The organism is Pandoraea capi, assembly GCF_902459735.1.
GTDB classification, from domain to species: domain Bacteria; phylum Pseudomonadota; class Gammaproteobacteria; order Burkholderiales; family Burkholderiaceae; genus Pandoraea; species Pandoraea capi.
Map to the genome: position 1 here is coordinate 15,971 of NZ_CABPRV010000001.1, position 25,545 is coordinate 41,515.

A 25,545-nucleotide genomic window follows, 5' to 3' on the forward strand; every position below is an offset into this window, starting at 1 on the left:
GAGTTCGACATGACACCGTACATTGGCGAGATTCGCCTGTTCGCCGGCAGCTACGCGCCCGTCGGCTGGATGCTTTGCAATGGACAGAAGGTCAACATTTCCGACTTCGAAGTGCTCTACTCCCTGATCGGCATGACCTACGGCGGCAATGGGCAAACGGACTTTGCGCTGCCGGACCTGCGCGCTCAGGTGCCGATCGGCATGGGCCAGGCGCCTGGATTGACCCCGCGCACGATCGGTCAAAAGATCGGCAGCGCTAGCGTCACGCTCAAGCCGGAGGAAATGCCGGGACACACGCACGTGATCAATGCGACGTCGAGCGATGCGACATCGGCGACGCCCGCCAGCGATCTCCTGCTCGCGGTGACGAAGGAGAACTTTTACGACAACGGCGCCCGTAACCCCACGGGCAAAGCGGCGTTATCTCCCCAGGCCATCGCGCCCTCCGGCAGCGCGGCCCCTGCTGCGCACGCCAACATCATGCCAACCGTGACGATGAATTACATCATTGCGGTCGAAGGCGTTTATCCGTCGCAAGGCTGACCCGAGCAAACCATGGATGAATACTATATTGGCGAAGTGCGCATCTTCGCCTGCAACTTTGCACCGAACGGCTGGGCATTCTGCGACGGTTCGTTACTCCAGATCCGCACGTTTCCGACACTGTTCGCGGTGATCGGCAATCTGTATGGCGGTGACGGCAAACTCACGTTCGCGGTCCCCGATCTGCGCGGCCAGATCGTACAAGGCATGACAGTGCCGACCGATATGTACAAGCGTCAGGGTAGCGAGACCGTGACGCTGGACGACACACAGGTCCCGATGCACACGCATACGGCCTATGTGAACGGTGGGCGACCGTCGTCGCTGACGCCGGGCGACCGTCTGCCGATGCGATTCTTCGCGGGGGGCAACAATACCTATCTCGAAGACACGGCGTTGCAGTCGCCCGTCGCGCTCTCACCACAGGCGATTAGCGTCGTCGGCAGCGGTGGCTCGCACAACAACATGCAACCGTTCCTGCCGATGAATTTCTGCATCGCGGTGCAATATGGGGAGTTTCCGCCGCGTCCGTAAGATCGACGCCCACGGTCGTGACGTTCAGTTGCCGAACAGATCGTGGGCGTTCAGGATTTCGTAGGCGATCTCTGGACGCTCCTTGAGACATCGGCGCACGGCCGCAGGAATGGACGCCCGGGTTTTGCGACACAGGCCCGGGCGTTCTTCCAGATGGATATCGAAGCCGCTCACCGTGCGGACTTCGTTCGAGCCGGGACCGATCTGCAACTCAATGCCCAGTTGCTCGTAGATCCGTTTCGCAAGATGCCGGAGATCGGCATAGCTCGTCGCCGCCTCGATGCGGGCCACCAGTCGCTTCTCCTCGGCCTGCGTGAGCATCAGAATGCGCCGGTCGCCATTCGGGTCCTGCAACAGGACCTCGCGCTCACAGGTGCAGGCACCGGGCGGGCACTCCGTACGAATGAGGATCTGGATCTCCGCAGCCATGACAGGGACAGCGTAAGGGTTGGGGGAACGGGCGTGGCGCCCATTATCGGCCAAACCAGTATCGCCCGTGTGATGCCTCCGATCCATTAGGGATTTCGACGGCGAGGGCTGCGACGCTCTTTGCATTTGAGCCAGCGCAAACGGGTTCGACCTGACGCACGCTATACTCTCGCGCTCTTAACGCCTTCACTCCAGGAACTCCCCATGAGCGCATTGCCCCCTTGCCCGAAATGCAACTCCGAATTCACCTACGAAGATGCGGGAGTGTGCATTTGCCCGGAATGCGGCAATGAATGGTCAACGCAGGCGGACGCAGCGGCTGAGCCGACCGAGCGAGTCTATCGCGACGCCACCGGCGCAATTCTGCAAAACGGCGATACCGTCACCGTCATCAAGGACCTGAAGCTCAAAGGCTCTGGCGGCACGATCAAGATGGGCACCAAGGTGAAGAACATCCGCCTCGTGGACAGCGATCACGACATCGACTGCAAGATCGACGGCTTCGGCGCGATGAGCCTGAAGACGGAGTTCGTCAAGAAAGCGTAAGCACCGCCCCAGGCGGATGGCCGGGGGTACGTCGCCGGCTGTCCCGCCTCAATCGAACTGCGGCAAATGATCCTCGATCGTGTACCAGGCCGCTTTCGACGCCACATGAAGATGCTTTTGCCCCGGCGCGGCAAAAGGGGTATCGATGGTCCCGAGCGCCACGGCAATCCATTCGGCCAGCTCGTCGCTATTGCCCGACCAGAACAGCGACGCACCGCAGTGCACACAGAATTCCCGCCGCGCCCGTTCCGACGACGCATACGCCTTGATGCTCTCCCGGCCCGCCAGAATGTGAAGATCCGTGCGCCTCGTCCGACCATAGCTCGCAAAGGCCGCGCCGTGTCCCTTCCGGCATTGACTGCAATGGCAATGGCTGAACTTGACCATCGGCCCGCGAATCTCGAACTTGACGGTCCCGCACAGACAACTTCCCTGAAGCACAGACATCGGCAGACTCCTCGAAACGCGGAAAAAGGGGGGCGACGCCGCTCGCGCCAATCTCCGGAAGTTTACGCCCGACGCCCGCTAACGTCCCCGCCCCACCGATTCCCTCCACTTTGCGCAACAGAGGCTTTCAGTTTCGGGCGTTTATCGGATTGCGGCGGATCCCTACACTGTCACACATGCAGTGAGACGGGAGGAGACGCCCGCCAAAATGACGAAACCGGCGCACACAGGTGCGCCGGTTTCCGATTTCAGAACCCCAACCGTCTCCGCCAGGTGCGTCTCCATGACGCCCAACCACACATCGACGGCCATGAAAAAGAAGATAGCGTTAGCCGCGTTTCTCGCAGTGCCCGGGTCCTTCGCGATCCTCGCCCTCGCCTGCCTGCACCCCGTCCTGCGCCGCGAACTCGCTCGCGCCGCCGGCCTCGAACCGGTCTTCGCGAATGTATCGCGTCAGGTCGTGCTGCTCGCCCTCGTCTACCACCTGAACATGCATCACCGCCATCGCGAACGCGCGCTGCGCGCCTGCCTGGCTCGTGGCGGCGCCGATTGCGACGCCTTCGCCCAGTAATTCGACGTTTCCCCACGGCGGTCCGGCGCTCGCCGGGCGCCGTCTATGCTCTGCCGTTAGCGCGTCGCCGACTGATTAGCGTAAATTCGCCGACTTCGCCCGAATCGCGAACCCGTCGACGTAGCCCGCCAGATCGGCAGCCACGGTAGCATCCCACACCCGGCCGTCACATAGCGTCTGGGCCGCAGAGCGAGCCACCACTGGCACCCCTTCCGCCCGCGCGGCTGCCTCGAACAACGCCGTCTGACTGACCGCCGCCGCCGTGCTTGCCGCCCCGGCAACCGCCGCCTCGCCGACCATCCCCCAGCGACGATATTGCGAGACGAACCACATCCCGTCCGACGGATGCGGATAATTCACCACGCCCTCATCGAAGAAGCTCACCGCCAGCAACGCATGACGACCGGACAGACGTCCGAAATCGCCCAGCAAACGCGCGGCGATCAGGTCGCGCGGCGCGCCAACCCACGCCGGCTCCGCCAGCCATCCCGCCGCTTCCGCCCGGTGCCCCGGCATGTCCAGCCACCGGCAGGCGCTCAGCAGCGTTCGCACCAGCGCCTGCGCCGTGTTCGGATAGCGGGCGACGAAGTCCCGCCGGCAGGCGAGCACCTTTTCCGGATGATTCGGCCAGATGTCGCTCGACACCGTGACCGTGCGTCCCAACCCGCGTGCCTGCGCCACGGCGTGCCATGGCTCGCCGCAACAGAAGCCGTCCAGCCCGCCCTCCTCCATCGCCGCCACCATGTGCGCCGGCGGAATCACGATGCTGGTGATGTCCGTGAGCGGGTCGATACCCTGCGCCGCGAACCAGTAGTTCATGAACATCGCGTGGGTGCCCGTCGGGAACGTCTGCGCGAAGACCGGCTTGCGCCCGAGCGACGCCAGCGCCCGGCGCAGATCTCCGGTCTCGGAGATCGCATCGGCCAGCGACGGCGTCACCGTCACCGCCTGCCCGTTGCGGTTGAGCACCATGAGCACGGCCATGTCCTCGCGCGGGCCGCCAATGCCCAGTTGCACGCCATACACCAGCCCGTAGAGCGAATGCGCCGCATCCAGCTCACCGGTGATGAGCTTGTCGCGGATGGCCGCCCACGACGCCTCACGGCTCAACTCCAGCGTCAGCCCATGCTCGTGGCCCAGTTCCAGACGCTTTGCCACGACCAGCGGCGCCGCGTCCGACAGCGCGACGAACCCCACGCGCAAATGACGCTTCTCCGGTACCCCATCCGATATCTCGTCGGACGGCGGCACGTCGGAAGCCAACTTCGATGATGTCGACATGAGCAGTGTCTATCCCAGTAATTCGGCTATCGAGACGAGCTGGCGCGCCACTTCGACGAGCTTCTCGCCCTGATCCATCGCCCGTTTGCGCAGGATGGCATACGCCTCCTGCTCGGAAATCCTGCGCCGGTCCATGAGTAGACGCTTGGCGCGGTCGATCAGCTTGCGGTCGGCCAGCTCGCTCTCGGCTTTCGCCAGCCGGGCCCGCAGCTTCTCCTCATGCGCGAAGCGCGCGAGCGCGACCTCGAGAATCGGCGCGAGCCGGTCGGCCGCCAGCCCTTCCACGGAGTACGCCGTCACCCCGGCGTCGACCGCCGCGCGAATGAGCGACTGGTTGTCGTCGGCGGAGAACATCAGCACCGGCCGTGGCGCCGCCGCATTCATCACCGCCAGTTGCTCCAGCGTGTCCCGCGAAGGCGATTCGGTGTCGATGATGACCACGTCCGGCCGCTCGCTCTCCACCACACGCGGCAACGCCTGCGGCTTGGCGACCTCGGCCAGCATCTCGCAGCCTAGCCGGGCGAGCGCCGCGCGCAACTCGCCGATCGGCTTGTCCGTATCGGTGATGAGCAACACGCGCAGCATGCCCTGCGCCGCCGGCCGGTTGGCGGGAGGCGCAGAACCAGCAGTCTTGCGGGAGGGGGCGGCCGGCGGATCGATGTCCCCGGCGTCCGGTGTTTTCGGCAAGTTTCGTGAGGGCCGACACAGTCGGCCAGTCGGTGAGAGGATCACGTCGACACCCTCGTCAGGTCACGACTGTGCGGCCTGACGGTGGCATCTCATTCGGTCGCGGATACCCAAGCGGCTCCGCGTTCAGTATAGGCATTGACGATACAACGCTTCACGCAGCGCGGGGGATGACGTGCGCCATGTCGTGGTTGCCGTCTCGCGTGTGCATCGCCGCCGCATCCGCTCCATCAGGCACATCCGCCACACAGGGCATCGCAGCGGCTTCAGCGACCGCGCCGCCCACGAGCAGAATCGTGGGGCTGGCGAAGCCCCCGGCGCGCACGTCCGCCGCCAGTCGACCGAGCGACGTCACCATCCGACGCTCTTGCGGCGTGCCCGCCCACTGCACCGCGCCCGCCGGCGTGGCGGCATCGAGATGCGCCAGCAGCGTCGCGCTCAGTTCCTCGACCCGGTGCAGCCCCATGTAAATCGCCAGCGTGGTGCCCGATGCCGCGAGCGCCGCCCAGTTGGGCGCACTGCCGTCCTGCCGATGCGCGGTGACGAAGGTCACGCCCGCGCAGTGATCGCGATGCGTGAGCGACATGCCGAGACCGGCCGCCGCCGCGAACGCCGAAGACACCCCGTTGACGATCTCGACCGGCACCCCCGCGCGACGCAGCGCCGCCATCTCCTCGCCCGCTCGGCCGAACATCAGCGCGTCGCCGCCCTTGACCCGCACCACATGCGCGCCGCACTTCGCGAAGCGACACATCATGCGCTCGATAAACGCCTGCGGCGTGGAGCGACAACCGCCGCGCTTGCCCACGGCAATCACGCGCGCCTGCGGGGCGAGCGTGGCGATCTCGGGATTCGCCAGATCGTCGACGAGCAACACGTCGGCTTCGCCCAGCACGCGCGCCGCGCGCAACGTCAGCAGATCGAGTGCCCCGGGCCCCGCGCTGAGCAGTGTGACTTTGCCGTGCTTCATGATCGTTCTCCCGTGATTCCTGTCGTGATTCCTGCTTGGTGTCGATGTCTTCGATGTCGGCAACGTCCCGCTGGCGTACCGTCATGCAGCGCTCGCCGCCACGGACGGGACCGGTACCTTGGGTGTCGCCCCGCTTGATGCGGCACACATGCGCTGCAACTCCGGCACGCATGACCCGCAGACGGTGCCGCAACCGAGTTTCGCCTTGAGTTGCGCAACATCCGCGCCTGCCTCGATGGCCGCGCCAATGCTCGACGCCGTGACCGACTTGCACTGACAGACCGTCCGGTCGCGCGGCGCCGCCGGGCCGCTGTCGGCCACGAACACAGCGTGCCGCGCGCGCGTCCACGGCGAGGTCTCGCGCACCCGCGCCAACAGCGACGTCGAGCCGGCGACGTCCGCCTCGCTGCCCGCCACCAGCACGCCGTCGATCAGCGTCCCGCGCCAGGCCACGCGCTTGGTCACCGCCAGGCGTGCATCGCGATACTCCAGCAACGATTCGTCGCGCGGCAAGCCGAGCGCCGTATGCAAACGCTCCAGCCATTCGGCGTCGGGACGGTCGTCGGCGGCCGACACGACAATACGGTCGTCGCCCTCCAGACGCACCGTTGCGAAGCGCCGCTGTGCCAGCAACGGCTGCACCGCCGCGTGCAGTTGCAGCGCGTCGCCTCGACGCACCGCCGCCACGCGCCACGGCAGCGTGAGCGAGTCGACACGCACCGCCGCATGCTTCAGTTCCGGCTGTTTCGAATACTTGTCGACGGCGCCAATCGTGATGTCGTTCACGCCTCCGCCGCCGAGAAACTGACCGCTCCAATGCATCGGCACGAAGACCGAGCCGGACGCCACGTCGTCGCTCACCGTCAACAGCAGCACGCGCTCGCCGCGACGACTCGACAGTCGCACGAAGTCGCCCGCACGCAGACTGCGCCGCGCAGCATCCGCCGGATGCATCGTCAGCGCCGGCTCGGGCGCATGCTCGAACAACTGCCCCACGCGTCCCGTGCGGCTCATGCCGTGCCACTGGTCCCGCAAACGTCCGGTAATGAGACGCAGCGGATGCCGCGCGTTGATCGGCTCGGCCACCGGTCGATACTCGAACGCGTGAAACTTCGCGCGACCGTCGGCCGTGGCGAATACGCCATCTTCATAACGACGTGCCGCCCCGTGCGTGGCCCCTGCCGGGAACGGCCACTGCTGCGGCCCGCGTTGCGCCAGCAAGGCGTAGTCGATACCGCAGATGTCGAGATCGCGGCCGACGGTCAGCGCGCGATGCTCGTCGAAAATCGTCTCGATGGACGAAAACGCAAACGGCTCGGACGGCACACCGAGCTTCGCGGCAAGTCGCCGCGCCACTTCGCTTGCGATCCACCAGTCCGGACGCGCGGCGCCCGGCGCCGGCACCGCAGCGCGTACGCGGGAAATGCGGCGCTCCGAGTTCGTGACCGTGCCTGCCTTCTCGCCCCAACTAGCGGCGGGCAGCAACACGTCGGCATACGGCACGGTATCCGTCTGATGAAACGCTTCCTGCACGACGACGAACTCCGCCGCCGCGAGTGCTTCGCGCACACGCGCGCTGTCCGGCATCGAATGCACGGGGTTCGTGCACGCAATCCAGATCGCCTTGATGCGCCCGTCGCGAACCGCGTCGAACATCTCCACGGCAGGCAGCCCCGGCTTGTCCGACAGACCCTGCACGCCCCAGAGCTGCTCGACCTCGGCGCGATGCGCGGCATTGCCGATGTCGCGATGTGCGGCGAGCATGGTCGCGAGGCCCCCGACTTCGCGTCCGCCCATCGCATTGGGTTGCCCGGTCAGCGAGAACGGGCCGGCGCCCGGGCGTCCGATCTGCCCCGTCGCGAGATGTAGATGGATGAGCGCGAGGTTCTTTTCCGTGCCGTGGCTCGACTGGTTCAGCCCCATGCAATAGAGCGACAGCGCCGCCGGACTCTCGCCGAACCAGTCAGCCGCCTGGCGCAGCGCCGACTCCTCGATACCGCAGATATCCGCGACGAGTTGCGGCGGATAGGCTCGCAGCATTTGCTTGAGCGCGTCGAACCCGTCGGTATGCGCATCGATGTAACGGCGGTCGATGCGCCCCTCCCAGATGAGGTGATGCAGCATGCCGTGAAAGAGCGCGACGTCGGTGCCCGGCACGATCGGCAGATGCAGGTCGGCCATCGCTGCCGTGTCGGTGCGACGCGGATCGACGACGATCCAGCGAATCGACGGATCGGCGGCCTTCGCGGCTTCCAGTCGCCGGAACAACACCGGATGCGCATACGCCATGTTGCTGCCCGCGAAAATCACCGTGCGGGCGGCTTCGAGATCGTCGTAGCACGTGGGCGGACCGTCTGCGCCGAGCGCCATCTTGTACGCGCTCACGGCGCTGGACATGCACAGCCGCGAGTTCGTGTCGATGTTGTTGGTGCGCACCAGCCCTTTGGCGAGCTTGTTGAAGACGTAGTAGTCCTCGGTGAGCAACTGTCCGGAGACGTAGAACGCCACGGCGTCCGGGCCGTGACGCTCGATGACGTCGGCAAAACGCGACGCCACCGTCGCCAGCGCAGTGTCCCACGTGGCAGGCGCGCGCTCAGCCTCGCGCGAGGTGCGCAGCTCGGGCATCAGCACGCGTCCGGCGAGCGACTGTGCGGTGAGCGGCAGCGTCATGCCCTTGCTGCACAGCCGCCCGTAGTTCGCCGGATGCGCCGGATCGCCCTGCACACCGACGATGCGCTCGCCGTCGCTCTCGACGAGCATGCCGCAACCGACGCCGCAGTAGCAGCAGGTGGTTTGCGTGATGGTTGTCATGGGGGGCTCCGGCAGTCGTTCGTGTCGGGGACGGTCAGGCCGCGACCGTGTGGGTCACGTTGTTCACATTACTCACGTCGGCCTGCACCGTCTCGTCGAACGCCAGATAGACCTCACCGGCGTCGATGCGCACGGGAAAGCGCTGCGCGCAGCCGACATCCGGCGCGCAGGCCTCGCCGGTGTTCAGATCGATGTTCCAGGCGTGCAACGGACACGTCACCTTCTCGCCGTGCACGATGCCCTGCGACAGCGCGCCGCCCTTGTGCGGACACTTGTCGCGCAGCGCGAAGACGTTATCGCTCTCGGTGCGAAACAGTGCGATGTCACCGCTCGGATGCGTGAGCACACGCGTGCCCAGACGCGGAATCGCATTCACATCGCACACATGCAGCCAGATCGGCCGGGATTGTTCAGTCATGGCAGCCCCTTCAAGGCAATCGAGCAGTCAGGCAGTCGTGGTTTCGGTAGACAACGCGTCGGCAGGCACGCCGGAGACCGTCAGCGGACGGTACTCGTTGGCCTGCGTGCCGTTGATGCGGGCTTGCCACGGATCGGGCAGACCGTCGAGCGAGAACAGCAGACGCTCGTACAGCGCCCGACGATTGGCCGCATCGGCCACTACGCGTTGCTTCACGTAGTCCAGGCCGACACGGTCGAGGTAATGCACCGTGCGGTCGAGGTAGTAGGCTTCTTCGCGATACAACTGAAGGAATGCGCCGGTGTACTCCTTGACCTCTTCGGCCGTCTTCACCTTGACGAGGAACTGCGCCACTTCGGTCTTGATACCGCCGTTGCCGCCCACGTACAGTTCCCAGCCCGAGTCGACGGCGATCACGCCGACGTCCTTGATACCGGCTTCGGCGCAGTTGCGCGGGCAGCCCGATACGGCCAGCTTCACCTTGTGCGGCGACCACATGTTCGCGAGCATCGTTTCCAGATCGATGCCCATCTGCGTGCTGTTCTGCGTGCCGAAGCGGCAGAACTCGCTGCCCACACACGTCTTCACCGTACGGATCGACTTGCCGTACGCGTGCCCCGACGGCATGCCCAGATCGCGCCAGACATTCACGAGGTCGTCCTTCTTCACGCCGAGCAAGTCGATGCGCTGACCGCCCGTGACCTTCACCATCGGAATCTGATACTTGTCGGCCACGTCGGCGATGCGGCGCAATTCGCTCGCATTCGTCACGCCGCCCTTCATCTGCGGAATGACGGAGAACGTGTTGTCCTTCTGGATGTTGGCGTGCACGCGCTCGTTGACGAAGCGGCTTTGCGGATCGTCCACCGCCTCCTTGGGCCACGTGCTGAGCATGTAGTAGTTCAGTGCGGGGCGGCACGTGGCGCAGCCGTTCGGCGTACGCCATTCAAGGAAGTCGAAGGCAGCGCGGTGCGTGGTGAGACGGTGCTCGCGCACGGCGCGGCGCACGTCCGCGTGCGACAGATCGGTACAGCCGCACACCGCCTTTTCCTTCGGTGTCGCGTCGTACGTCGTGCCCAGCGTGCTCATCAGAATCTGTTCGCACAGGCCCGCGCAGGACCCGCACGAACTCGCCGCCTTGGTGTGCTTCTTCACTTCGTCGAGCGTGAACAGGCCCTTCTCGGTGATCGCCTTGACGATGGTGCCCTTGCACACGCCGTTGCAACCGCACACTTCGTCGCTGTCGGCCATGGCGGAGGCCCGGCTCTGGCCTTGCGTGCCGACGTCGCCCACGCTCGTCTCGCCGAACATGATGCTGCTGCGCAACTCGCCCAGCACGCGCCCTTCGCGCAGCAGCTTGAAGTACCACGCGCCGTCGGTCGTGTCGCCATAGAGACAGGCGCCGACGAGCTTGTCGTCGCGAATCACGAGCTTCTTGTAGACGCCGCTCGCCGGGTCCGACAGCACGATTTCTTCCGTGCCTTCGCCACCGAGAAAGTCGCCGGCCGAGAACAGATCGATGCCGGTGACCTTGAGCTTCGTCGAGAGCACCGAGCCGCGATAGCTGCCGATGCCCATGAGCGCCAGGTGATTCGCACAGACCTTGGCCTGCTCGAACAGCGGTGCGACGAGACCGTACGCCACACCGCGATGGCTCACGCACTCGCCCACGGCATAGATACGCGGGTCATAGGTTTGCAGCGTGTCCGAGACCACGATGCCGCGCGCGCAGTGCAGACCGGCCGCTTCGGCCAGCGTCGTGTTCGGACGAATACCGGCAGCCATCACCACGAGATCGGCCTCGATCTCTTCACCGTTGCCGAACTTCACGCCACGCACGCAGCCCGCCTCGTCGCCGAGAATTTCCGATGTCTGATGCGAGAGGCGGAACGCGAGACCGCGCGCTTCGAGCGACTGTTGCAGCAGCTTGCCCGCAGTGCTGTCGAGCTGACGTTCGAGCAGCGTGTCGGCGAGGTGCACGACGGTGACGTCCATGCCGCGCAACTTCAGACCGTTGGCCGCTTCCAGACCGAGCAGACCGCCCCCGATCACGACCGCACGACGCTTCACGCGCGCCGTCTCGATCATGATTTCGGTGTCGCGAATGTCGCGGTAGCTGATCACGCCATCGAGATCCTTGCCCGGCACAGGCAGGATGAACGGGCTGGAGCCGGTGGCGATCAGCAGGCGGTCGTACGGCGCTTCGGTGCCGTCGGCACAGCGCACGACGCGACGCGGCCGGTCGATCTGCGTGACTTCCTTGCCCAGATGCAGCGTGATGCCTTTTTCCGCATACCAGTCGAGCGGATTGAGCACGATGTCCTTGAACGACTGCTCGCCCGCGAGCACCGGCGAGAGCAGGATGCGGTTGTAGTTCGGATGCGGCTCCGCGCCGAATACGGTGATGTCGTACTGATTCGGTGCGATCTCAAGCAGCTCTTCGAGCGTGCGGATACCGGCCATGCCGTTGCCGATGACGACCAGACGAGGTTTGCCCATGTTGTCTTCTCCTGTTGCCGCGCTTCATGCTCCGGAACCCGGTCCCGAAGTACAGCCCCGAAAAACAAAACGGCGTCCATCCGCGCCGAAGCACGGAGGGACGCCGTTGTCCTGTGGGTACGTCGCAGGCTGTCCCGCCCGACGCCGCACCAGAATTCGTTGCCGGCGACGCCTTTGCCGCTAGCGCTATGGCTAACGCAACAAGCGTGCCAGCACGAACGGGACTATCGACAAAGCGTTGCCGGACAAGGGGAAGACATGAAGTTGTCTATGGGAAGTGTCCGATTCTTGAGCGTCATCTGCTGCACCGCAGCAGTGCACGACACGGGGCGCCTGCCCCGTGCGCACCATCATGATGCCTACACGCGGTGCGTCGGCACCTTGGTCGTCACCTCATCTCGACGGTGACGGCTGATGCCCGCTCACCTGCGCGCCGGCGTCGGCCGGCAGACGCGAACCGTCGATCATGGCGAGCAGCGCAATCCCGGCCATGACGACGAACGTCCAGCGAAAACTCGCGGTGCTGAACGGCGTGACACCGGCGACCTCGGTGATCTTGAGCACGAGCGCACCGAGCGCGATGCCCATGCCGGTCGTCATTTGCTGAAGCGCCGAGGACAGCGTGCTGGCGCCGCTCATGTCGGCCGGCGGCACGTCGGCATAGGCCAGCGTCGCCAGCGTGGTGAACTGCACCGAGCGACAGATGCCGCCGAAGAGCAGCACCAGCGCAATGATCCACAGCGGCGTCGTTGCCGAAAGCATCGCGCACAGGGCGAAGCCCACGACCACGAGCCACCCGTTGCCCAGCAACACCCGGCGGAAACCGAAGCGGCGCATGATCGGCGTGGTCGCCGGTTTGATGCCGAGGTTACCCGCGAACAGCGCGAGCATCAGCAACCCGGACGTCACGGCGCTCATGCCGAACGCCAGCTGGAACATCAGCGGCAGTAGAAACGGCGCGCTGCCGATGGCGATCCGGAACATCGAGCCGCCCCACACGGTGACGGCAAACGTCTGCACCCGCATCGCCCCCAGATTGAGAAGCGGATGCGACGTGCGGCCGAAGTGGCGGATCGACCACGCCATCGCCAGGCCGCCGATGACCAGGCAACCGATCACGGCCGGCCAGTGCGCCGGGGTGCGGCTCGCGAGTTCGACACCGAACATCAGCAGGCTGGCACCGACGCCGCTCGCGACGAACCCCGCCAGATCGAACGGCTTGTGCTGCCCCGGCGACGGCTTGACCAGCCACAGCGCCGCGGCGAAGGCCGCCATGCCCAGCGGCACATTGATGAGAAAGATCCAGTGCCAGCTCCATGTCGACGAGATGAAGCCGCCAAGCGCCGGACCGAGCACCGGGGCGGCGAGACCCGGCCAGGTGATCGTCGCGATGGCGCGCACGAGCGCCGGCTTCGGCGTGCTGCGCAGCACGACCAGACGTCCGACCGGGACCATCATGGCGCCGGCGAGCCCTTGCAGCACGCGACACACGGTGAACATGTCGAGACTCGTGCTCATCGCGCACAGCACCGACGCGAGCGTGAACAGCGCAATCGCTGCCGGGAACACGCGACGCGGCCCCAGCCGGTCCGCGAGCCAGCCGCTCGCCGGAATGAATGCCGCGAGTGCGACGAGATAGGCGGACAGGCCGATCGAGAGCTGCGAGGGAGCGACGCCGAAGTCCCGCGCCATGGCGGGAATCGACGTCGTGATGATCGTCGCGTCGAGGTTCTCCATGAAGAACGTCGAGGCGACGAGCAACGGCAATGCCGTCGGTGACACTTTCTGCGCGGGCGTCTGCACGTTCATTCGTCCTGCATCAGGGCGCGGCCAATGATGAGTTGCTGGATCTGGGTCGTGCCTTCGTACAGACGCAACAGGCGCACGTCGCGATAGAAGCGCTCGACCTTGTACTCGTTGATGTAGCCCGCGCCACCGTGCACCTGCACGCCGCGATCGGCCACACGCCCGACCATCTCCGTGCAGAACAGCTTGGCGCACGACGCGCGCATGCTGACGTCGGCGTTGCGCGCGCCGGCGGGTTTGGCGTCATAGCGCACCGCGCAGTCCTGCACCATCGACCACCCGGCATAGAGTTCGGCCTGACTGTCGGCCAGCATCGCCTGCACCAGCTGGAAGTCGCCGATGCGCTGACCGAACTGCTTGCGCTCGCGCGCATAGGCCACCGATTCGTCCAGAATGCGCTGCGCCATGCCGCACGCGAGCGCCGCCACATGCAGACGGCCACGGTCGAGCACCTTCATGGCGGTCTTGAAGCCCTTGCCCGCCACCCCGCCGATGATGTTCGCAGCAGGCACCCGCGCGCCTTGCAACACCACGTCGCAGGTCTTGGTGCCGCGCTGGCCCATCTTCTTGTCCGGCTTGCCGAGCGACAGGCCCGGCGTATCGGCGGGCACGATGAAGGCCGAGATGCCGCCCGCGCCCTCGCCGCCGGTGCGCGCCATCAGCGTAAAAGCCCCGGCGCGCGGCGCGTTAGTGATGAAGCGCTTCACGCCGTCGATCACATAAGTGTCGCCGTCGAGCACAGCGCGCGTCTTCAGCGCCGCAGGGTCCGATCCGGCGTCCGGTTCGGTCAGTGCAAACGACATGATCAGCTCACCACTCGCCACGCGCGGCAGCAGGTCTTGCTTCTGCGCGTCGGTGCCGTCCATCAGAATGCCCTGCGAGCCGATGCCCACGTTGGTGCCGAAGACCGAGCGGAACGCCAGCGACGTCTGCCCGAACTCGTACGCCACGCGCACTTCCTGCGCCATCGACAGACCGATGCCGCCGAATGCCTCCGGGATCGAAAGCCCGAACAGGCCCATCTCCTTCATCTCGTCGACAAGGGTCTGCGGCACGTCGTCCTGCGCCTCCACGTCGTTCTCGGCGGGCACCAGCCGCTCGCGGATGAACCGTTGCACCGCCGCGAGCAGCAATTCGAACGATTCGCTATCCAGTCCCTTCGATGTCATGGGGCGTCCCTTGAAATATGTCGTAACACTTGTCTGCCGGCCGGCGCGACCACGAAATAGCGCCGTGAGTGCCGCTATCTTACCTGCGCAAATCGCGCAAAGGCACGTCCCGCGTGCCTGTCCACGCCTTTCCGTGAGCAAGACTTCCCATCATTTCCACGCCTGGCGCAACAGGCTATTAACTAGCATCCTAATTATTAGTTAACATATAATCTTTCGCCATGACCTCCCTGGAAACGCTCCGCTTCGTCTTCACCAGCCATCTGCTGCTGGCGGGCAAACAGTGGCGCCAGTTGTCGCAGGGCGCGATCGTCGAATACGGTATTTCCGCGGCGAGCGCAGGCCCCTTGCTGTTCATCCGCCGTCTTGGCCAGGGTGTGCGTCAGGTCGAGCTGGCCGAGTACGTCGGGCTGGAAGGCGCGTCGCTCGTGCGTCTGCTCGATCAACTGTGCGCCGCCGGTCTGGTCGTGCGTGAAGTCGATGCCAGCGACCGGCGCGCCAACGCACTGAAGCTGACCGACGCCGGCGAAGCGCTCGCCGAGAAGCTCGAACGCGAACTCAGCCAGCTGCGCGCCAAGGTATTCGCCGACATCCCCCGAGAAGACTTCGAGGCGGTGTTGCGCGTGTTTGAAACGCTCAACCGTGCGGCCGACCCCGATGGGTCCATCCTCGCCATGGCGCTCCCCAAGAAGTAAACCGTGCTCACCTGGCCATCTTCACGCGACTGGATTTTTTCGATCAAGGCGTTCGTCGCCTCGATGCTGGCGCTCTACATCGCGCTCGCGCTCGGCCTGCCTCGCCCCTACTGGGCCATGGCGACGGTCTATATCGTCTCGCACCCGCTGACGGGCGCCACGCGCTCCAAGGCGCTCTATCGCGTGCTCGGCACGCTGCTGGGCGCGGCGGCCTCGATTGCGTTCGTCCCCGCTCTCGTCGATACGCCGGAACTGCTGATGGCCGCCGTCGGGCTGTGGACCGGCACGTTGCTCTACATCTCGTTGCTGCATCGTTCGCCGCGCAGCTACGTCTTCCTGCTCGCCTCGTACACGTTGCCGCTGATCGCACTCCCGGCGGTGAACACGCCCTCCGGTATCTTCGACATCGCCATCGCGCGCTCCGAGGAGATCATTCTGGGCATCGTCTGCGCGAGTGTCGTGGGTGCCGTGATTCTGCCGACGAGCGTTGCGAAAGTGCTGCACGACCGCTCCACGCGCTGGCTCACCGACGCCGCTCGCTGGACCACCGACATGCTGTCGGCCGATCCCGAAGGCAAGGCCACGCGCCACATGAGCCGTCATCGCATGGCGGCCGACATTCTGGCGCTCGACCAGTTGATCAGCCAGTTGTCTTATGACGCCGACACCTCCGAGCGCGTACGCGACGCGCAGGAGTTGCGCGGACGCATGACGATGATGATGCCGGTCCTCTCGACGGTGGCATCGCTCGTGCAGACGTTGCGCCTGCATCCGAAAGGCGCGCCCGAAGCGCTGGAGGCCAAGATGGCCGAAGTGGTCGCCTGGCTGCGGCGCGGTGCGCCCTCGGCTGCCCCGGCGCACCTGCTCAAGCCGCCACAGTCGGCCGGCGAAGCGTCGGACTGGTACGGCGCGCTCGTCGCGGCGACCGAAGACCGTCTGCGCTCGCTCGTGCAGTTGTGGCAGGACTGCGCGTCGCTGCAACGCCGTTTCAGTCAGCAGGGCGACGCGCCCGAGTGGACGCCCGCCTTCCCCTACTGGGAACTCGGCGGCGCGCGCCACTACGACCACGGCCTGCTGCTGTTCTCGACGATCTCCGCGGCGCTGTGCACGTTCATCATGGGACTGGCGTGGATCTACACGGGCTGGAACGACGGCGCTGCCGGCGTCTCGCTCGGGGCCGTCGCCTGCTGCTTCTTCGCGGCCATGGACGAACCCGCACCGTTCATCCGCTCGTTCTTCTGGGCGACGGCCGTGTGCGTGGTCCTTGCCGCCGTCTATGTGTTCTTCATCCTGACGAATGCCCACGACTTCGGCCTGCTGGTCGCCCTCTTCGCCGTGCCCTACCTGTTGCTCGGCACGTTCATCCCGCAGCCTCGCTTCACGATGGTGGCGATGCTCGTGGCCGTGAACACCGCGAGCTTCGTCGGCATTCAGGGCGGCTACAGCGCCGACTTCCCGGCGTTCTTCAACAGCAATATCGCGGGGCTGGCCGGTGTGCTGTTCGCGCTGTTGTGGACCCTGCAAACGCGGCCGTTCGGCACGCGCGTGGCCATGCGCCGCCTGATTCATTCGAGCTGGCGCGACATCGCGAAGAACGCCATGGGCCGTTCGGTGAGCGAGCACAACCGGCTGCGTGCGCGTCTGCTCGACCGGCTCGGGCAACTGGTGCCGCGTCTGGCCGCGAGCGAGAGCGAGACATCGAGCGACGGCTTCACCGAAGTACGCGTCGAACTCTCGGCACTCGCCTTGCAGCGCGAGCTGCCGCATCTGCATCCCTTGCAGCGCAGTGCGGTCGAAGCGGCGCTCACCGACGTGGCGCGCTTCTATCAGTCGCGACTCGACGAACAGGTGAGCCAGCCGGACAGCTCGCTGCAAGACAAACTGCTGGGCGCCGTGCGCTCGCTGGTCGCCCATAGCGATCAGGCCTCGCGCAGCGCGCGTGCCTCGCTCATGGACATCCACGTCGCGCTGTTCCCCGCCACCACTACCGGGAGTGCCCAATGAGCGGCGAGATCGACATCTACGGCGTATTCGTGCCGACGCTGCTGGCCCTGATGGTCGTGGCATTCGTGCTGACGGGCGCACTACGCTTCGTGCTCGCACGCATCGGCTTCTACAAGCTCGTCTGGCACCGTTCGTTATTCAATCTTGCTGTGTACATCATCGCGCTGGGCGGCATCGTCGCCCTCGCGCGCGCCTGCCAATCATGAAACTGAAACTTCGCTCCCTCGGCCCCGTCGTCCTGACGCTTGCCGTCTCCTGCGTCGCGATCTTCGTGCTGCTGCATCTGTGGGATTACTACACCGTCGCCCCGTGGACGCGCGACGGCCGCATTCGCGCCGATATCGTGCAGGTCGCGCCCGACGTCTCCGGTCTCATCACCGATGTCGACGTGAAGGACAACCAGCAAGTGCATCGCGGCGATCTGCTGTTCGTCATCGATCGCGACCGCTATACGCTCGCCTTGCAGCAGGCCGAAGCCAACGCCGCCGCGCAACGCGCCACACTGGCGCAGGCGCGTCGTGAGAATGCCCGCAATCATCAACTGACGGAAGTGGTCGCGAAGGAAGTCGTCGAAGCCGGTCAGGCCAAGGTCGAATCCGGTGAGGCGGCCGTGGCTCAGGCTGACGCCGCCGTGCGTCTCGCGAAGCTCAACCTCGAACGCACTCGCGTACTCGCGCCCGCCGACGGTTATCTGAACGACCGCCTGCCGCGCGTTGGCGATTACGTGAGCACCGGGCGTCCGGTACTCTCCATGGTCGATGCGAACTCGCTGCACGTCGAAGGCTATTTCGAAGAGACCAAGATGCGCGGCATCCACATCGGCGACAAGGTGGAGATTCGCCTGATGGGCGAGCGTCATGTGCTGCACGGCCACGTGCAAAGCATCGTCGCGGGGATCGAGGATCGTGACCGCACCAGCGGCGCATCGATGCTCCCGAACATCAATCCGACATTCAACTGGGTCCGTCTGGCACAGCGCATTCCGGTGCGTATCGCGCTCGACGACGTGCCCAAGGACATGCGCCTCGTCGCCGGTCGCACGGCGACGGTCACTGTCGTGCAAACGCAGGACAAGGCAACCCAGCCGAAACAGGCATCGACGGCCTCGCTTGCCGCCGTCTCTCAGAACGGGACGCCGGCTGCACATGCGGAGGCTCGCCAGTGAAGTCCGTGCAAGTCAAAACCCGAACACGTTTTGCGTTGATGAGTGCCGTGGCGACTGCCGCTGCGCTCGTCGCCGGTTGCACGACCGTCGGGCCGGACTACCATCTGCCGGAGCATTCGGTGATGCGCTCGCCCGACGCGAACGGTCCGCTCGCGGATGCGTCGCAACGCGCCGTCTCCATCGACGCGGTACCCGACGATTGGTGGAAGCTCTATGACGATCCGCAGCTCGACACGCTCGTGAGCGAGGCGCTGACGGTCAACACGAACGTGCGCGTAGCGCTGGCGAACGTGCAGCGTGCGGTGGCGATGTATCACGAAGTGGAATCCGAGAATCTCCCGCAGGGGGGCGTGGAGGCCGAAGCGGCCCGCGCGCAGATCTCGGGCGAGAGCCTGCTCAAGGAAGAGAAGCTGCCGGTGGTGAACATCGCCGTCGCAACGCTGGGCATCTCCTATCAGATCGACTTCTTCGGCAAACTCGCGCGTGCCGACGAAGCCGCGCTGGCCGCCGCCGAAGCGAGTCAGGCTGCACTCGACGTCGCGCGTGTGAGCGTGGCGGCCGAGACCGTGCGGGCGTACGTGCAAGGTTGCGCGGCGAACCACGAATACGACATCGCCAACGAGCAGTTGCGGTTGCAGGAGCGCAGCGTCGCCATCACCCGCAAGCTCGTGGACGCCGGACGCGATCAGCCGACCGATCTGCTGCGCGCACAGGCGCAAGCCGACACGCTGCGCGCGGCACTTCCGCACTTCCAGGCGCAGAGCGAAGCCGCAACGTACCGGCTGGCCGTGATGCTGGGCAAGGTGCCCGGCACGCTCGACGCACGCGTCGCTCAATGCCGCCGCATTCCGCAACTCACGCAGGCGCTGCCCGTCGGCGACGGCACCGCGCTGCTCAAGCGCCGCCCGGACGTACGTCAGGCAGAACGCGAACTCGCGTCGGCCACCGCCAGGATCGGGGTGGCGACGGCGGACCTGTATCCGTCGATCCGCTTCGGCGCATCGATCGGGGCAAACGGTGTGCTCGAACACTTCGGACAAGGCCGCACGGAACAGTGGACGGTCGGCCCGATGATCTCGTGGTCGCTACCGACCAACGGCGTGCGTTCGCACATCAAGGGCATGGAAGCAGGCGCCGATGCTGCGCTTGCGCATTTCGACGGTGTTGTACTCAAAGCCGTGCAGGAAGCCAGGACGTCGCTCTCCGCTTACACCCGCGAATTGCAGCGCGACGACGCCCTGCGCGACGCCCGCGACAAATCACGCGATGCGGCCGAGCAGAATCACAAGTTGTATCGCGCCGGTCGCGCGCCGTATCTCACGAGCCTCGACGCCGAGCGCACGCATGCGAGCGCCGAAGCAGCGCTCGCGGCATCGGAAACGCAGGTCGCCATGGATCAGGTCAATCTGTTCCTGGCGCTGGGTGGGGGATGGCAGAAACACACAAGCCCCGTCGGGAACGAATCCTCTGGCGGGGCTGTGGAGAGTGACGCATCGCTGCGTCATTGAGACGATTCGCGCGGCGCGGGCGGGACTCGATGTCGAGTCAGGCGGGCCGTCGGCGAATCGGGGAACTTCAGGTACGACTCAACTGCTCGGGTAAGCGTGTCGACAACGTCGTCGACGATCTTCTCACTGACGCAAACGCCTTAGTTGGTGATCGGAGCTTGCGGTGCACCATTGTGCTGTGCCGCTTCGATTTCGGCCGTACGCTTTTGCAGTTGCACCGACTGCTCGTAGGTGTACGGGAAGTTGAATTCCGTCACCGGCGAGAGACCGAGTTCGCGGGCCGCTTGCAGTTCGGCGCGCACATGTTCGCGGGTCACGCCGCTGGACTGATCGGCAGCCATGGCCGAGCCGGCAGCGAGGGAAAGACTCACCAGCGCAACGGCGGTCAACAGGTTCTTCTTCATGGAAAACTCCTTTTATCGTTCGTATTTCACTCATGGAGGCGAAAACTGCTAACCAATCAGTTCGCGCCATGAGTAAATTATAGTTTTCCCTTACGAATCAACCAGCCGCAAAGCAACAACACACTGTTTCGGAAAAAGTGTGAAATCAGCCAAACACGATCCCAAAATGTCTCGAAAATGACGGAAATGTCAGGGAGAAATCAAACCGGTGCTGATTGCCGCTGCAATTGCCTGATGGCGATTGACCGCACCGAGCTTGCGTTTGGCGTTATTGATGTGAAACGTCACCGTGTGTTCCGATATCTTCAGAATCAACCCGATTTCCCACGCCGTCTTGCCGCGTGCCGCCCACAATAGACTTTCGATCTCACGCGGACTGAGTTTGCCATTGCTGCGGCTCGCGACCCACTGCATGTCGAGTTGCTGAATCGCCTGATGAAAGTAAAGCGCCGTGAGATAGATTTCACCGACCATGCGCGATTCAAGTTCCGCCGATTCCTCCGGCGACTTCGCCGTCGCGGCACTGAAAATCGCCCGCTCGCCGGCAGCCCCGTAAATGGGAATCGATACACCACTGCCGAGCCCGTGAGCGCGCGCATCCGCGAAGATCGGGTGAGGCCGCTTCTGTGTGAGAAAGGTGCGCCAGAGAATCGGTAAAGGCGACAGATTCGCCGCGACGAGCACCGGATCGACTTCCGCATAGCCCGCACTCTGATAACGCTCGATCCAGGCAGGCGGAAACGTCGTGAAGATATGGCGGCTCGGCATTCCCTGCGCGGAAATGAGCTGATCGTCCATCTGAAACGCCGCAGCCTCTCGTTCGCGACGGGGCAATAACGGGGCATAGAACAGTGCGTCGTATTCCAGCGTTTGCGTCAGTTTCTGAAACTCGGCGTCCAGCGCCTCGACCGACCGGGCACCCAGCAGCCCTTCATACCGATAAAGATTGTGATGCATTGCGAATTGCACGTTCTCTAATAATTGCCGGTGGATTGCCGATATTCGCGCATTGTAGTCTGAGCTTTGCGTTTTGCGGGGAGTAATTTTGCCCAATAAAACAACCCCACTATATGGCGTGGAGTGCCAATCATTTTCTCATCGAATTTCATACCGCGCAGCCCAATGACTCCAATGCCGACAGGACTTTTCGCAATCCAGGCGTCAGCGGTTTATCCTGACGCACCACGATCGCCAGCGTTCTCGATAAGGCCGGTGTCAGTGTGGATATACGCAATCCGCGTCGATGATGCCCCGCACCGACCGACATTCGCGGCACGATGCTATACCCCAATCCCGCCGCGACCATTTCCTTGATCGCCTCGATACTCCCGAGCGCCATCACCGGGCGCATACGAATTCCCGCTTGCAAAAACCACTCATCGATCAATAGTCGCGTGCTGCTGCCGGATTCGAACGCCACCATCGGCGCTGCGGCGAGCGCGTGCGGCGTCACTTCGTGAGCCCACTCGTTGTCGCTTGCCGGCGCGATCGCGACAAACTCGTCTTGCAGTACCGGGGTGACGTGCAGACTGCGTCCGGCAGCGGGCAAAGTCACAAGCCCGATGTCGAGGCGGTTTTCGGTCACGGCCGCGACAACGTCGTCGGTGTTGCCGGTACTCACACGAATATCGAGCAACGGATGGCGCTTGCGCATCGCGCGCAGCATCGGCGGCAGCAAGTGGATGCACGCCGTCGCGCCCGTGCCGATCGCCACCTCGCCGGCCGCCCCCAGCGCATGACTCGACAGCGCCTGCATGGCGTCTTCGACGGCAGCGTCGATACGCCGCGCGTGTTCGAGCAATGTCTGTCCCGCCGACGTCGGCTTCAGACGTTTGCCGACGCGCTCGATGAGTCTGACGTTCAAGCGCTGTTCCAACTGGCGAACCTGAAGACTCACGGCGGGCTGCGACAAATCGAGACGTGCGGCAGCCGCAGAGAAACTGCCGGCGTCGATGACTTCTGAAAACGTATGAAGCTGATCCAGATTCAGGCGCCGCATCTCAAAGTTTTCCTTATGAAACGGATAAGATGCCAAGACTTTACCAAGAGATGGCGCTGGCGCACCATTCGGCTATTGGACGGATGTCCTGTATCGATTCGTCTCGCGCTATCGTCAATACAGCACCAATACAGCGCCACTACCGTCACCCCTTCGACTTCCCTTCGGCGCGCTCCTGCCCGCTTCACGTCATGCCCATCGTCATCCGGCTCGGCCTTGCGCAACTCATCAACTGGGGGGTGAACTTCTATCTGCCCGGCGCGTTCGCGTGGCGCATCGCGCGCGACATGGGCTGGGCGCAGACATGGGTGTTCGCGGGACCGTCGCTCGCCATGCTGGTCATGGCCGCAGTCTCGCCATTGTCCGGGCGCTGGCTCGAACGGTTCGGCGGGCGCCGCATCATGTGTGTCGGCACGCTCATTTGTACCGTCGGCTGCGTCGCGCTCGCCACCGGCAGCACCCTCGTCCAGTTCTATGCCGCGTGGTGTCTGCTCGGGATCGGCATGCGGCTCTCGCTCTACGATGCCGCCTTCGCCACACTCGCCGCGCTGTACGGTGCGGCCGCACGGCGTCCGATGACACAGATCACGCTCATCGGCGGGTTGGCGACGACCGTCTTCTGGCCGCTGGGCAACTGGCTTGGCGACACGTGGGGATGGCGCACCGGTGTCTTCGTCTACGGCGTGATCGGCCTCGTCGCGTGGGCCTTGCTGCGCAGCCTGCCGCCAACGCCGCCCAGAATCCCGGCGGCGGACGAGACCCGCAAGGCACGTGCACCGCTGCCGTGGGCCTCCGCGCTGCTCTACGGCGCGATCATGGCGATGGTCTCGATCCTTTCGTCGGGCCTGGCTGCGCACCTGACTTCGGTGCTGAGCACGCGCGGGTTGCCGGTCGGACTCGCCGCGCTGTGGGGCGTCGGCCAGGTCTGTGCGCGAACGCTGGAGTGGCTTCAGCCCCGGCAGGCAAGCGCGGTCAAGCTCAACGTCGTGGTCGGCATCGGCTTGCCGCTGTGCTTCGCGCTGGGGCTGGCCGGACTGTCGTCGCCGCTCGCGGCCGGTGTCTTCATCTTCGGCTATGGTGCGCTCAACGGACTGGCGACGCTGCTACGCGCCAGCCTGCCGCTCGAACTCTTCTCCCACGACGCTTACGCCCGGGCCCTGGGCACCTTGCTCGCGCCGGCGTTCGCGGTCTCGGCCGTGGCCCCGTGGGGATATTCCCTCGCACGAGAACGCTGGGGCGACACGGCGGTACTCTGGGTGTCGCTGGTCATCGGTCTGCTGATCGGGGCGGCAGCGCTATCGCTGCGGCGTCGGGCGCCGCAAGCGCCTGCGTCACGAACGTTCGAAGAAACTCGATCCACGTCTTGACCTTCGCGTCGAGATACAGGCGCGACGCGTACACCGCGTAGACGTTCGTCCCCTGCAATTCATACTCGGGCAGCACGCGCACCAGCGACCCGTTGCGCAGTGCCGGGACTGCGGAGAGCAACGGCACCGGCCCCACGCCGCAGCCGCTCACGAGCGCCGCTGCCAGCGAATCCGCCGTATTCACGCGCAGACGCCCCGCCGGGATCGGCAGCTTCACGGTGCCGTCCGGACCATCGAAAAGCCAGTGTTCGACGGTGTAGTGCGGCGCATTCAGGCGAACCCGCGTGTGCTGCGTTAATTCGTCGAGCGACCGGGGCGCCCCGTGCTCAGAGAGGTATTGCGGGGCGGCGCACAGCACCGACGCCATGCGGCAGATCCGTGTCGAGACGAGTCCCGAATCGGGCAGTTGCGACGCCGCCAGACGCAGCGAGACGTCGATGTTCTCCTCCAGCAGGTCCGGCACGCGCGAAGACAGCAGCAGATCGACCTCGACCTCCGGATACTGCTCCATGAATCGCGCCAGCGCCGGCACGACGAAGACCTGCCCGAAACTCGCCGGCGCGTGCAAACGGAGCTTGCCGCTCGGCGCCGCGTTGGTCGCCCCCGCCTCGGCTTCCGAGACGTCGACCATCGCGATGATGTCGCGGCACCGCGCGAGGTAGCGCTTGCCTGCATCGGTGAGCGCCAGCCGGCGAGTGGTGCGATGGAGCAGCCGCGTGCGCAGATGCGCCTCCAGCTCGGAGATAGCTTTCGAGACCTGCGGCGTGGTCATGTCGAGCGCGCGCGCTGCGCCGGCAAAGCTTGCGCCGTCGGCCACGCGCACGAAGATCCGCATGTTTTTGAACGTGTTCATGAGACGGGATGATAGCGCCCGGTGATAAGGACATGCTGCGATATTGGTTGGGATCGGACGACGCGCGCGGTATCCTAGCGACCCGCTCAGGCTCGCCCGGGCGCAATTACCGCATGACCGTCGGCCTGACGCCGACATGCCGCAGCACTCTCTCCCGTATTTTTGCCGACGAGACATTCGCATGACCGATATCAACACCCTCAACACGCGTCAAGCCGACCATCCGATCGACCCGCAATTCGTGGCCCGCTGGTCGCCGCGCGCGTTCAAGGACGAAACGATTCCCGAAGCCGACCTGCTGGCGCTGTTCGAAGCCGCCCGCTGGGCGCCGTCGGCCTACAACGCGCAACCGTGGCGCTTCGTCTACGCACGCCGTGGCACGCCGCACTGGGAACAGTTCGTCGGCTTCCTCAACGAATTCAACCAGACGTGGGCCAAACACGCTGCCGCCATCGTGCTCGTGATCTCGAAGTCGACGCTCACGCCCCCGGGCAGCGACAAGGAAGTGCCCGCCCCGACGCATAGCTTCGACGCCGGCGCCGCATGGGGTTACCTCGCGCTGCAAGCGTCGAACTCGGGTTGGGCCGCGCACGGTCTGGCCGGCATCGAGCACGACAAGATCCGCAACGAACTCGATCTGTCGTCCAAGTACAAGATCGAAGCGGCAGTCGCGATCGGCCGTCCCGGCGGCGACGTCAACGCACTGCCGGAAGGCTTGCGCGCTCGCGAAGTGCCGAGCCCGCGCGAACCGCTGGCGAAGATCGCCTCGGAAGGTCGCTTCGCGTTCTGACGTTCAGACGCCTGCGCGTCGCCCTCACCGCGACATCGCATGAAAAAAC

At 65.1% G+C, this 25,545-nt stretch carries 25 protein-coding genes; 11 read left to right on the forward strand and 14 right to left on the reverse strand.

Going from position 1 to position 25,545, the window contains the following annotated elements; all coding sequences use genetic code 11:
- Positions 1–9: 9 nt before the first annotated feature.
- A complete protein-coding gene (locus PCA20602_RS00070) occupies positions 10–543 on the forward strand; it encodes a phage tail protein (RefSeq protein ID WP_150719457.1) in 534 nt (177 codons plus the stop codon).
- A 12-nt stretch (positions 544–555) separates the two neighbouring features.
- On the forward strand, positions 556–1,077 hold the full coding sequence (locus tag PCA20602_RS00075; RefSeq protein WP_150719458.1) for a phage tail protein: 522 nt from the start codon (positions 556–558) through the stop codon (positions 1,075–1,077).
- 24 nt (positions 1,078–1,101) lie between these two features.
- Here the strand turns inward: PCA20602_RS00075 and PCA20602_RS00080 are convergent, their stop codons facing one another.
- A complete protein-coding gene (locus PCA20602_RS00080; protein WP_150719459.1) occupies positions 1,102–1,506 on the reverse strand; it encodes a hypothetical protein in 405 nt (134 codons plus the stop codon).
- Positions 1,507–1,710: 204 nt separating this feature from the next.
- Between PCA20602_RS00080 and PCA20602_RS00085 the strand changes: the two genes are divergently transcribed.
- Positions 1,711–2,052, forward strand: a complete 342-nt coding sequence (locus PCA20602_RS00085) for a zinc ribbon domain-containing protein YjdM (RefSeq protein ID WP_150719460.1) — start codon at positions 1,711–1,713, stop codon at positions 2,050–2,052.
- Positions 2,053–2,100: 48 nt separating this feature from the next.
- On the opposite strand, the gene PCA20602_RS00090 is transcribed toward PCA20602_RS00085, so the two are convergent.
- On the reverse strand, positions 2,101–2,499 hold the full coding sequence (locus tag PCA20602_RS00090) for a GFA family protein (RefSeq protein ID WP_150719461.1): 399 nt from the start codon (positions 2,497–2,499) through the stop codon (positions 2,101–2,103).
- A gap of 283 nt (positions 2,500–2,782) precedes the next feature.
- Between PCA20602_RS00090 and PCA20602_RS00095 the strand changes: the two genes are divergently transcribed.
- Positions 2,783–3,070: a hypothetical protein gene (locus tag PCA20602_RS00095; RefSeq protein ID WP_150719462.1), complete on the forward strand. Its 288-nt coding sequence runs from the start codon at positions 2,783–2,785 to the stop codon at positions 3,068–3,070.
- Positions 3,071–3,145: 75 nt separating this feature from the next.
- Here PCA20602_RS00095 and PCA20602_RS00100 read toward each other — a convergent pair whose 3' ends face one another.
- The 8 genes from PCA20602_RS00100 to PCA20602_RS00135 all read right to left on the reverse strand — a co-directional run bounded on the left by PCA20602_RS00100 (position 3,146) and on the right by PCA20602_RS00135 (position 14,711).
- Complete coding sequence (locus tag PCA20602_RS00100) at positions 3,146–4,351, reverse strand: CmpA/NrtA family ABC transporter substrate-binding protein (protein ID WP_150719463.1); 1,206 nt, start codon at positions 4,349–4,351, stop codon at positions 3,146–3,148.
- A 9-nt stretch (positions 4,352–4,360) separates the two neighbouring features.
- Positions 4,361–4,936 carry an ANTAR domain-containing response regulator gene (locus PCA20602_RS00105; RefSeq protein WP_150719962.1) on the reverse strand — a complete coding sequence of 192 codons (576 nt, stop codon included), beginning with the start codon at positions 4,934–4,936 and terminating at the stop codon, positions 4,361–4,363.
- Positions 4,937–5,192: 256 nt separating this feature from the next.
- Complete coding sequence (cobA, locus tag PCA20602_RS00110) at positions 5,193–6,008, reverse strand: uroporphyrinogen-III C-methyltransferase (protein ID WP_425495623.1); 816 nt, start codon at positions 6,006–6,008, stop codon at positions 5,193–5,195.
- 81 nt (positions 6,009–6,089) lie between these two features.
- Positions 6,090–8,819, reverse strand: coding sequence for a nitrate reductase (locus PCA20602_RS00115; protein WP_150719464.1), 2,730 nt, complete (start codon positions 8,817–8,819; stop codon positions 6,090–6,092).
- 34 nt (positions 8,820–8,853) lie between these two features.
- A complete protein-coding gene (nirD, locus tag PCA20602_RS00120; protein WP_150719465.1) occupies positions 8,854–9,237 on the reverse strand; it encodes a nitrite reductase small subunit NirD in 384 nt (127 codons plus the stop codon).
- Between the two features lie 27 nt (positions 9,238–9,264).
- Positions 9,265–11,736, reverse strand: a complete 2,472-nt coding sequence (gene nirB, locus PCA20602_RS00125; RefSeq protein ID WP_150719466.1) for a nitrite reductase large subunit NirB — start codon at positions 11,734–11,736, stop codon at positions 9,265–9,267.
- A 393-nt stretch (positions 11,737–12,129) separates the two neighbouring features.
- Positions 12,130–13,545 (reverse strand): MFS transporter, encoded by a 1,416-nt coding sequence (locus PCA20602_RS00130; RefSeq protein WP_150719467.1) that lies wholly within the window; start codon positions 13,543–13,545, stop codon positions 12,130–12,132.
- Entirely contained in the window at positions 13,542–14,711 is a 1,170-nt protein-coding gene (locus PCA20602_RS00135; protein WP_150719468.1) for an acyl-CoA dehydrogenase family protein, read from the reverse strand. The genes PCA20602_RS00130 and PCA20602_RS00135 overlap by 4 nt, the downstream gene beginning before the upstream one ends.
- Before the next feature lie 221 nt (positions 14,712–14,932).
- On the opposite strand from PCA20602_RS00135, the gene PCA20602_RS00140 reads away from it, so the two are divergent.
- The 5 genes from PCA20602_RS00140 to PCA20602_RS00160 are packed head-to-tail and all read left to right on the forward strand — an operon-like array spanning position 14,933 to position 20,083.
- On the forward strand, positions 14,933–15,406 hold the full coding sequence (locus PCA20602_RS00140; RefSeq protein WP_069341479.1) for a MarR family winged helix-turn-helix transcriptional regulator: 474 nt from the start codon (positions 14,933–14,935) through the stop codon (positions 15,404–15,406).
- A 3-nt stretch (positions 15,407–15,409) separates the two neighbouring features.
- Complete coding sequence (locus PCA20602_RS00145; RefSeq protein WP_150719469.1) at positions 15,410–17,410, forward strand: FUSC family protein; 2,001 nt, start codon at positions 15,410–15,412, stop codon at positions 17,408–17,410.
- On the forward strand, positions 17,407–17,616 hold the full coding sequence (locus PCA20602_RS00150) for a DUF1656 domain-containing protein (protein ID WP_150719470.1): 210 nt from the start codon (positions 17,407–17,409) through the stop codon (positions 17,614–17,616). The genes PCA20602_RS00145 and PCA20602_RS00150 overlap by 4 nt, the downstream gene beginning before the upstream one ends.
- Complete coding sequence (locus tag PCA20602_RS00155; RefSeq protein ID WP_150719471.1) at positions 17,613–18,575, forward strand: efflux RND transporter periplasmic adaptor subunit; 963 nt, start codon at positions 17,613–17,615, stop codon at positions 18,573–18,575. Before PCA20602_RS00150 ends, PCA20602_RS00155 begins: the two co-directional genes overlap by 4 nt.
- Before the next feature lie 38 nt (positions 18,576–18,613).
- The gene (locus PCA20602_RS00160; RefSeq protein WP_150719472.1) at positions 18,614–20,083 is read left to right on the forward strand and encodes an efflux transporter outer membrane subunit; all 1,470 of its coding nucleotides are present in this window, start codon (positions 18,614–18,616) and stop codon (positions 20,081–20,083) included.
- A gap of 140 nt (positions 20,084–20,223) precedes the next feature.
- On the opposite strand, the gene PCA20602_RS00165 is transcribed toward PCA20602_RS00160, so the two are convergent.
- The 3 genes from PCA20602_RS00165 to PCA20602_RS00175 all read right to left on the reverse strand — a co-directional run bounded on the left by PCA20602_RS00165 (position 20,224) and on the right by PCA20602_RS00175 (position 22,486).
- A complete protein-coding gene (locus tag PCA20602_RS00165) occupies positions 20,224–20,487 on the reverse strand; it encodes a DUF4148 domain-containing protein (protein ID WP_150719473.1) in 264 nt (87 codons plus the stop codon).
- Positions 20,488–20,676: 189 nt separating this feature from the next.
- Positions 20,677–21,444: an autoinducer binding domain-containing protein gene (locus PCA20602_RS00170; protein ID WP_150719474.1), complete on the reverse strand. Its 768-nt coding sequence runs from the start codon at positions 21,442–21,444 to the stop codon at positions 20,677–20,679.
- Positions 21,445–21,592: 148 nt separating this feature from the next.
- Positions 21,593–22,486: a LysR family transcriptional regulator gene (locus PCA20602_RS00175; protein WP_150719475.1), complete on the reverse strand. Its 894-nt coding sequence runs from the start codon at positions 22,484–22,486 to the stop codon at positions 21,593–21,595.
- A gap of 191 nt (positions 22,487–22,677) precedes the next feature.
- On the opposite strand from PCA20602_RS00175, the gene PCA20602_RS00180 reads away from it, so the two are divergent.
- Positions 22,678–23,853 carry an MFS transporter gene (locus tag PCA20602_RS00180; protein ID WP_150719476.1) on the forward strand — a complete coding sequence of 392 codons (1,176 nt, stop codon included), beginning with the start codon at positions 22,678–22,680 and terminating at the stop codon, positions 23,851–23,853.
- On the opposite strand, the gene PCA20602_RS00185 is transcribed toward PCA20602_RS00180, so the two are convergent.
- Positions 23,753–24,706 carry a LysR family transcriptional regulator gene (locus tag PCA20602_RS00185; protein WP_150719477.1) on the reverse strand — a complete coding sequence of 318 codons (954 nt, stop codon included), beginning with the start codon at positions 24,704–24,706 and terminating at the stop codon, positions 23,753–23,755. The two genes, PCA20602_RS00180 and PCA20602_RS00185, sit on opposite strands and share 101 nt — an antisense overlap.
- Before the next feature lie 181 nt (positions 24,707–24,887).
- Between PCA20602_RS00185 and PCA20602_RS00190 the strand changes: the two genes are divergently transcribed.
- Positions 24,888–25,496 carry a nitroreductase family protein gene (locus tag PCA20602_RS00190; protein WP_174980668.1) on the forward strand — a complete coding sequence of 203 codons (609 nt, stop codon included), beginning with the start codon at positions 24,888–24,890 and terminating at the stop codon, positions 25,494–25,496.
- Positions 25,497–25,545: the final 49 nt, after the last annotated feature.

Coding starts and splice junctions, on each gene's coding strand:
- PCA20602_RS00085 (WP_150719460.1), top strand. CDS start 1,711: ATGAGCGCATTGCCCCCTTGCCCGAAATGCAACTCCGAATTCACCTAC.
- PCA20602_RS00170 (WP_150719474.1), bottom strand. CDS start 21,444: ATGCATCACAATCTTTATCGGTATGAAGGGCTGCTGGGTGCCCGGTCG.
- PCA20602_RS00175 (WP_150719475.1), bottom strand. CDS start 22,486: ATGCGGCGCCTGAATCTGGATCAGCTTCATACGTTTTCAGAAGTCATC.
- PCA20602_RS00075 (WP_150719458.1), top strand. CDS start 556: ATGGATGAATACTATATTGGCGAAGTGCGCATCTTCGCCTGCAACTTT.
- PCA20602_RS00105 (WP_150719962.1), bottom strand. CDS start 4,936: ATGCTGCGCGTGTTGCTCATCACCGATACGGACAAGCCGATCGGCGAG.
- PCA20602_RS00135 (WP_150719468.1), bottom strand. CDS start 14,711: ATGACATCGAAGGGACTGGATAGCGAATCGTTCGAATTGCTGCTCGCG.
- nirD (WP_150719465.1), bottom strand. CDS start 9,237: ATGACTGAACAATCCCGGCCGATCTGGCTGCATGTGTGCGATGTGAAT.
- PCA20602_RS00080 (WP_150719459.1), bottom strand. CDS start 1,506: ATGGCTGCGGAGATCCAGATCCTCATTCGTACGGAGTGCCCGCCCGGT.
- PCA20602_RS00140 (WP_069341479.1), top strand. CDS start 14,933: ATGACCTCCCTGGAAACGCTCCGCTTCGTCTTCACCAGCCATCTGCTG.
- PCA20602_RS00155 (WP_150719471.1), top strand. CDS start 17,613: ATGAAACTGAAACTTCGCTCCCTCGGCCCCGTCGTCCTGACGCTTGCC.
- PCA20602_RS00070 (WP_150719457.1), top strand. CDS start 10: ATGACACCGTACATTGGCGAGATTCGCCTGTTCGCCGGCAGCTACGCG.
- PCA20602_RS00165 (WP_150719473.1), bottom strand. CDS start 20,487: ATGAAGAAGAACCTGTTGACCGCCGTTGCGCTGGTGAGTCTTTCCCTC.
- cobA (WP_425495623.1), bottom strand. CDS start 6,008: ATGAAGCACGGCAAAGTCACACTGCTCAGCGCGGGGCCCGGGGCACTC.
- PCA20602_RS00185 (WP_150719477.1), bottom strand. CDS start 24,706: ATGAACACGTTCAAAAACATGCGGATCTTCGTGCGCGTGGCCGACGGC.
- PCA20602_RS00150 (WP_150719470.1), top strand. CDS start 17,407: ATGAGCGGCGAGATCGACATCTACGGCGTATTCGTGCCGACGCTGCTG.
- PCA20602_RS00130 (WP_150719467.1), bottom strand. CDS start 13,545: ATGAACGTGCAGACGCCCGCGCAGAAAGTGTCACCGACGGCATTGCCG.
- PCA20602_RS00190 (WP_174980668.1), top strand. CDS start 24,888: ATGACCGATATCAACACCCTCAACACGCGTCAAGCCGACCATCCGATC.
- PCA20602_RS00095 (WP_150719462.1), top strand. CDS start 2,783: ATGACGCCCAACCACACATCGACGGCCATGAAAAAGAAGATAGCGTTA.
- nirB (WP_150719466.1), bottom strand. CDS start 11,736: ATGGGCAAACCTCGTCTGGTCGTCATCGGCAACGGCATGGCCGGTATC.
- PCA20602_RS00115 (WP_150719464.1), bottom strand. CDS start 8,819: ATGACAACCATCACGCAAACCACCTGCTGCTACTGCGGCGTCGGTTGC.
- PCA20602_RS00100 (WP_150719463.1), bottom strand. CDS start 4,351: ATGTCGACATCATCGAAGTTGGCTTCCGACGTGCCGCCGTCCGACGAG.
- PCA20602_RS00160 (WP_150719472.1), top strand. CDS start 18,614: ATGAGTGCCGTGGCGACTGCCGCTGCGCTCGTCGCCGGTTGCACGACC.
- PCA20602_RS00090 (WP_150719461.1), bottom strand. CDS start 2,499: ATGTCTGTGCTTCAGGGAAGTTGTCTGTGCGGGACCGTCAAGTTCGAG.
- PCA20602_RS00180 (WP_150719476.1), top strand. CDS start 22,678: ATGCCCATCGTCATCCGGCTCGGCCTTGCGCAACTCATCAACTGGGGG.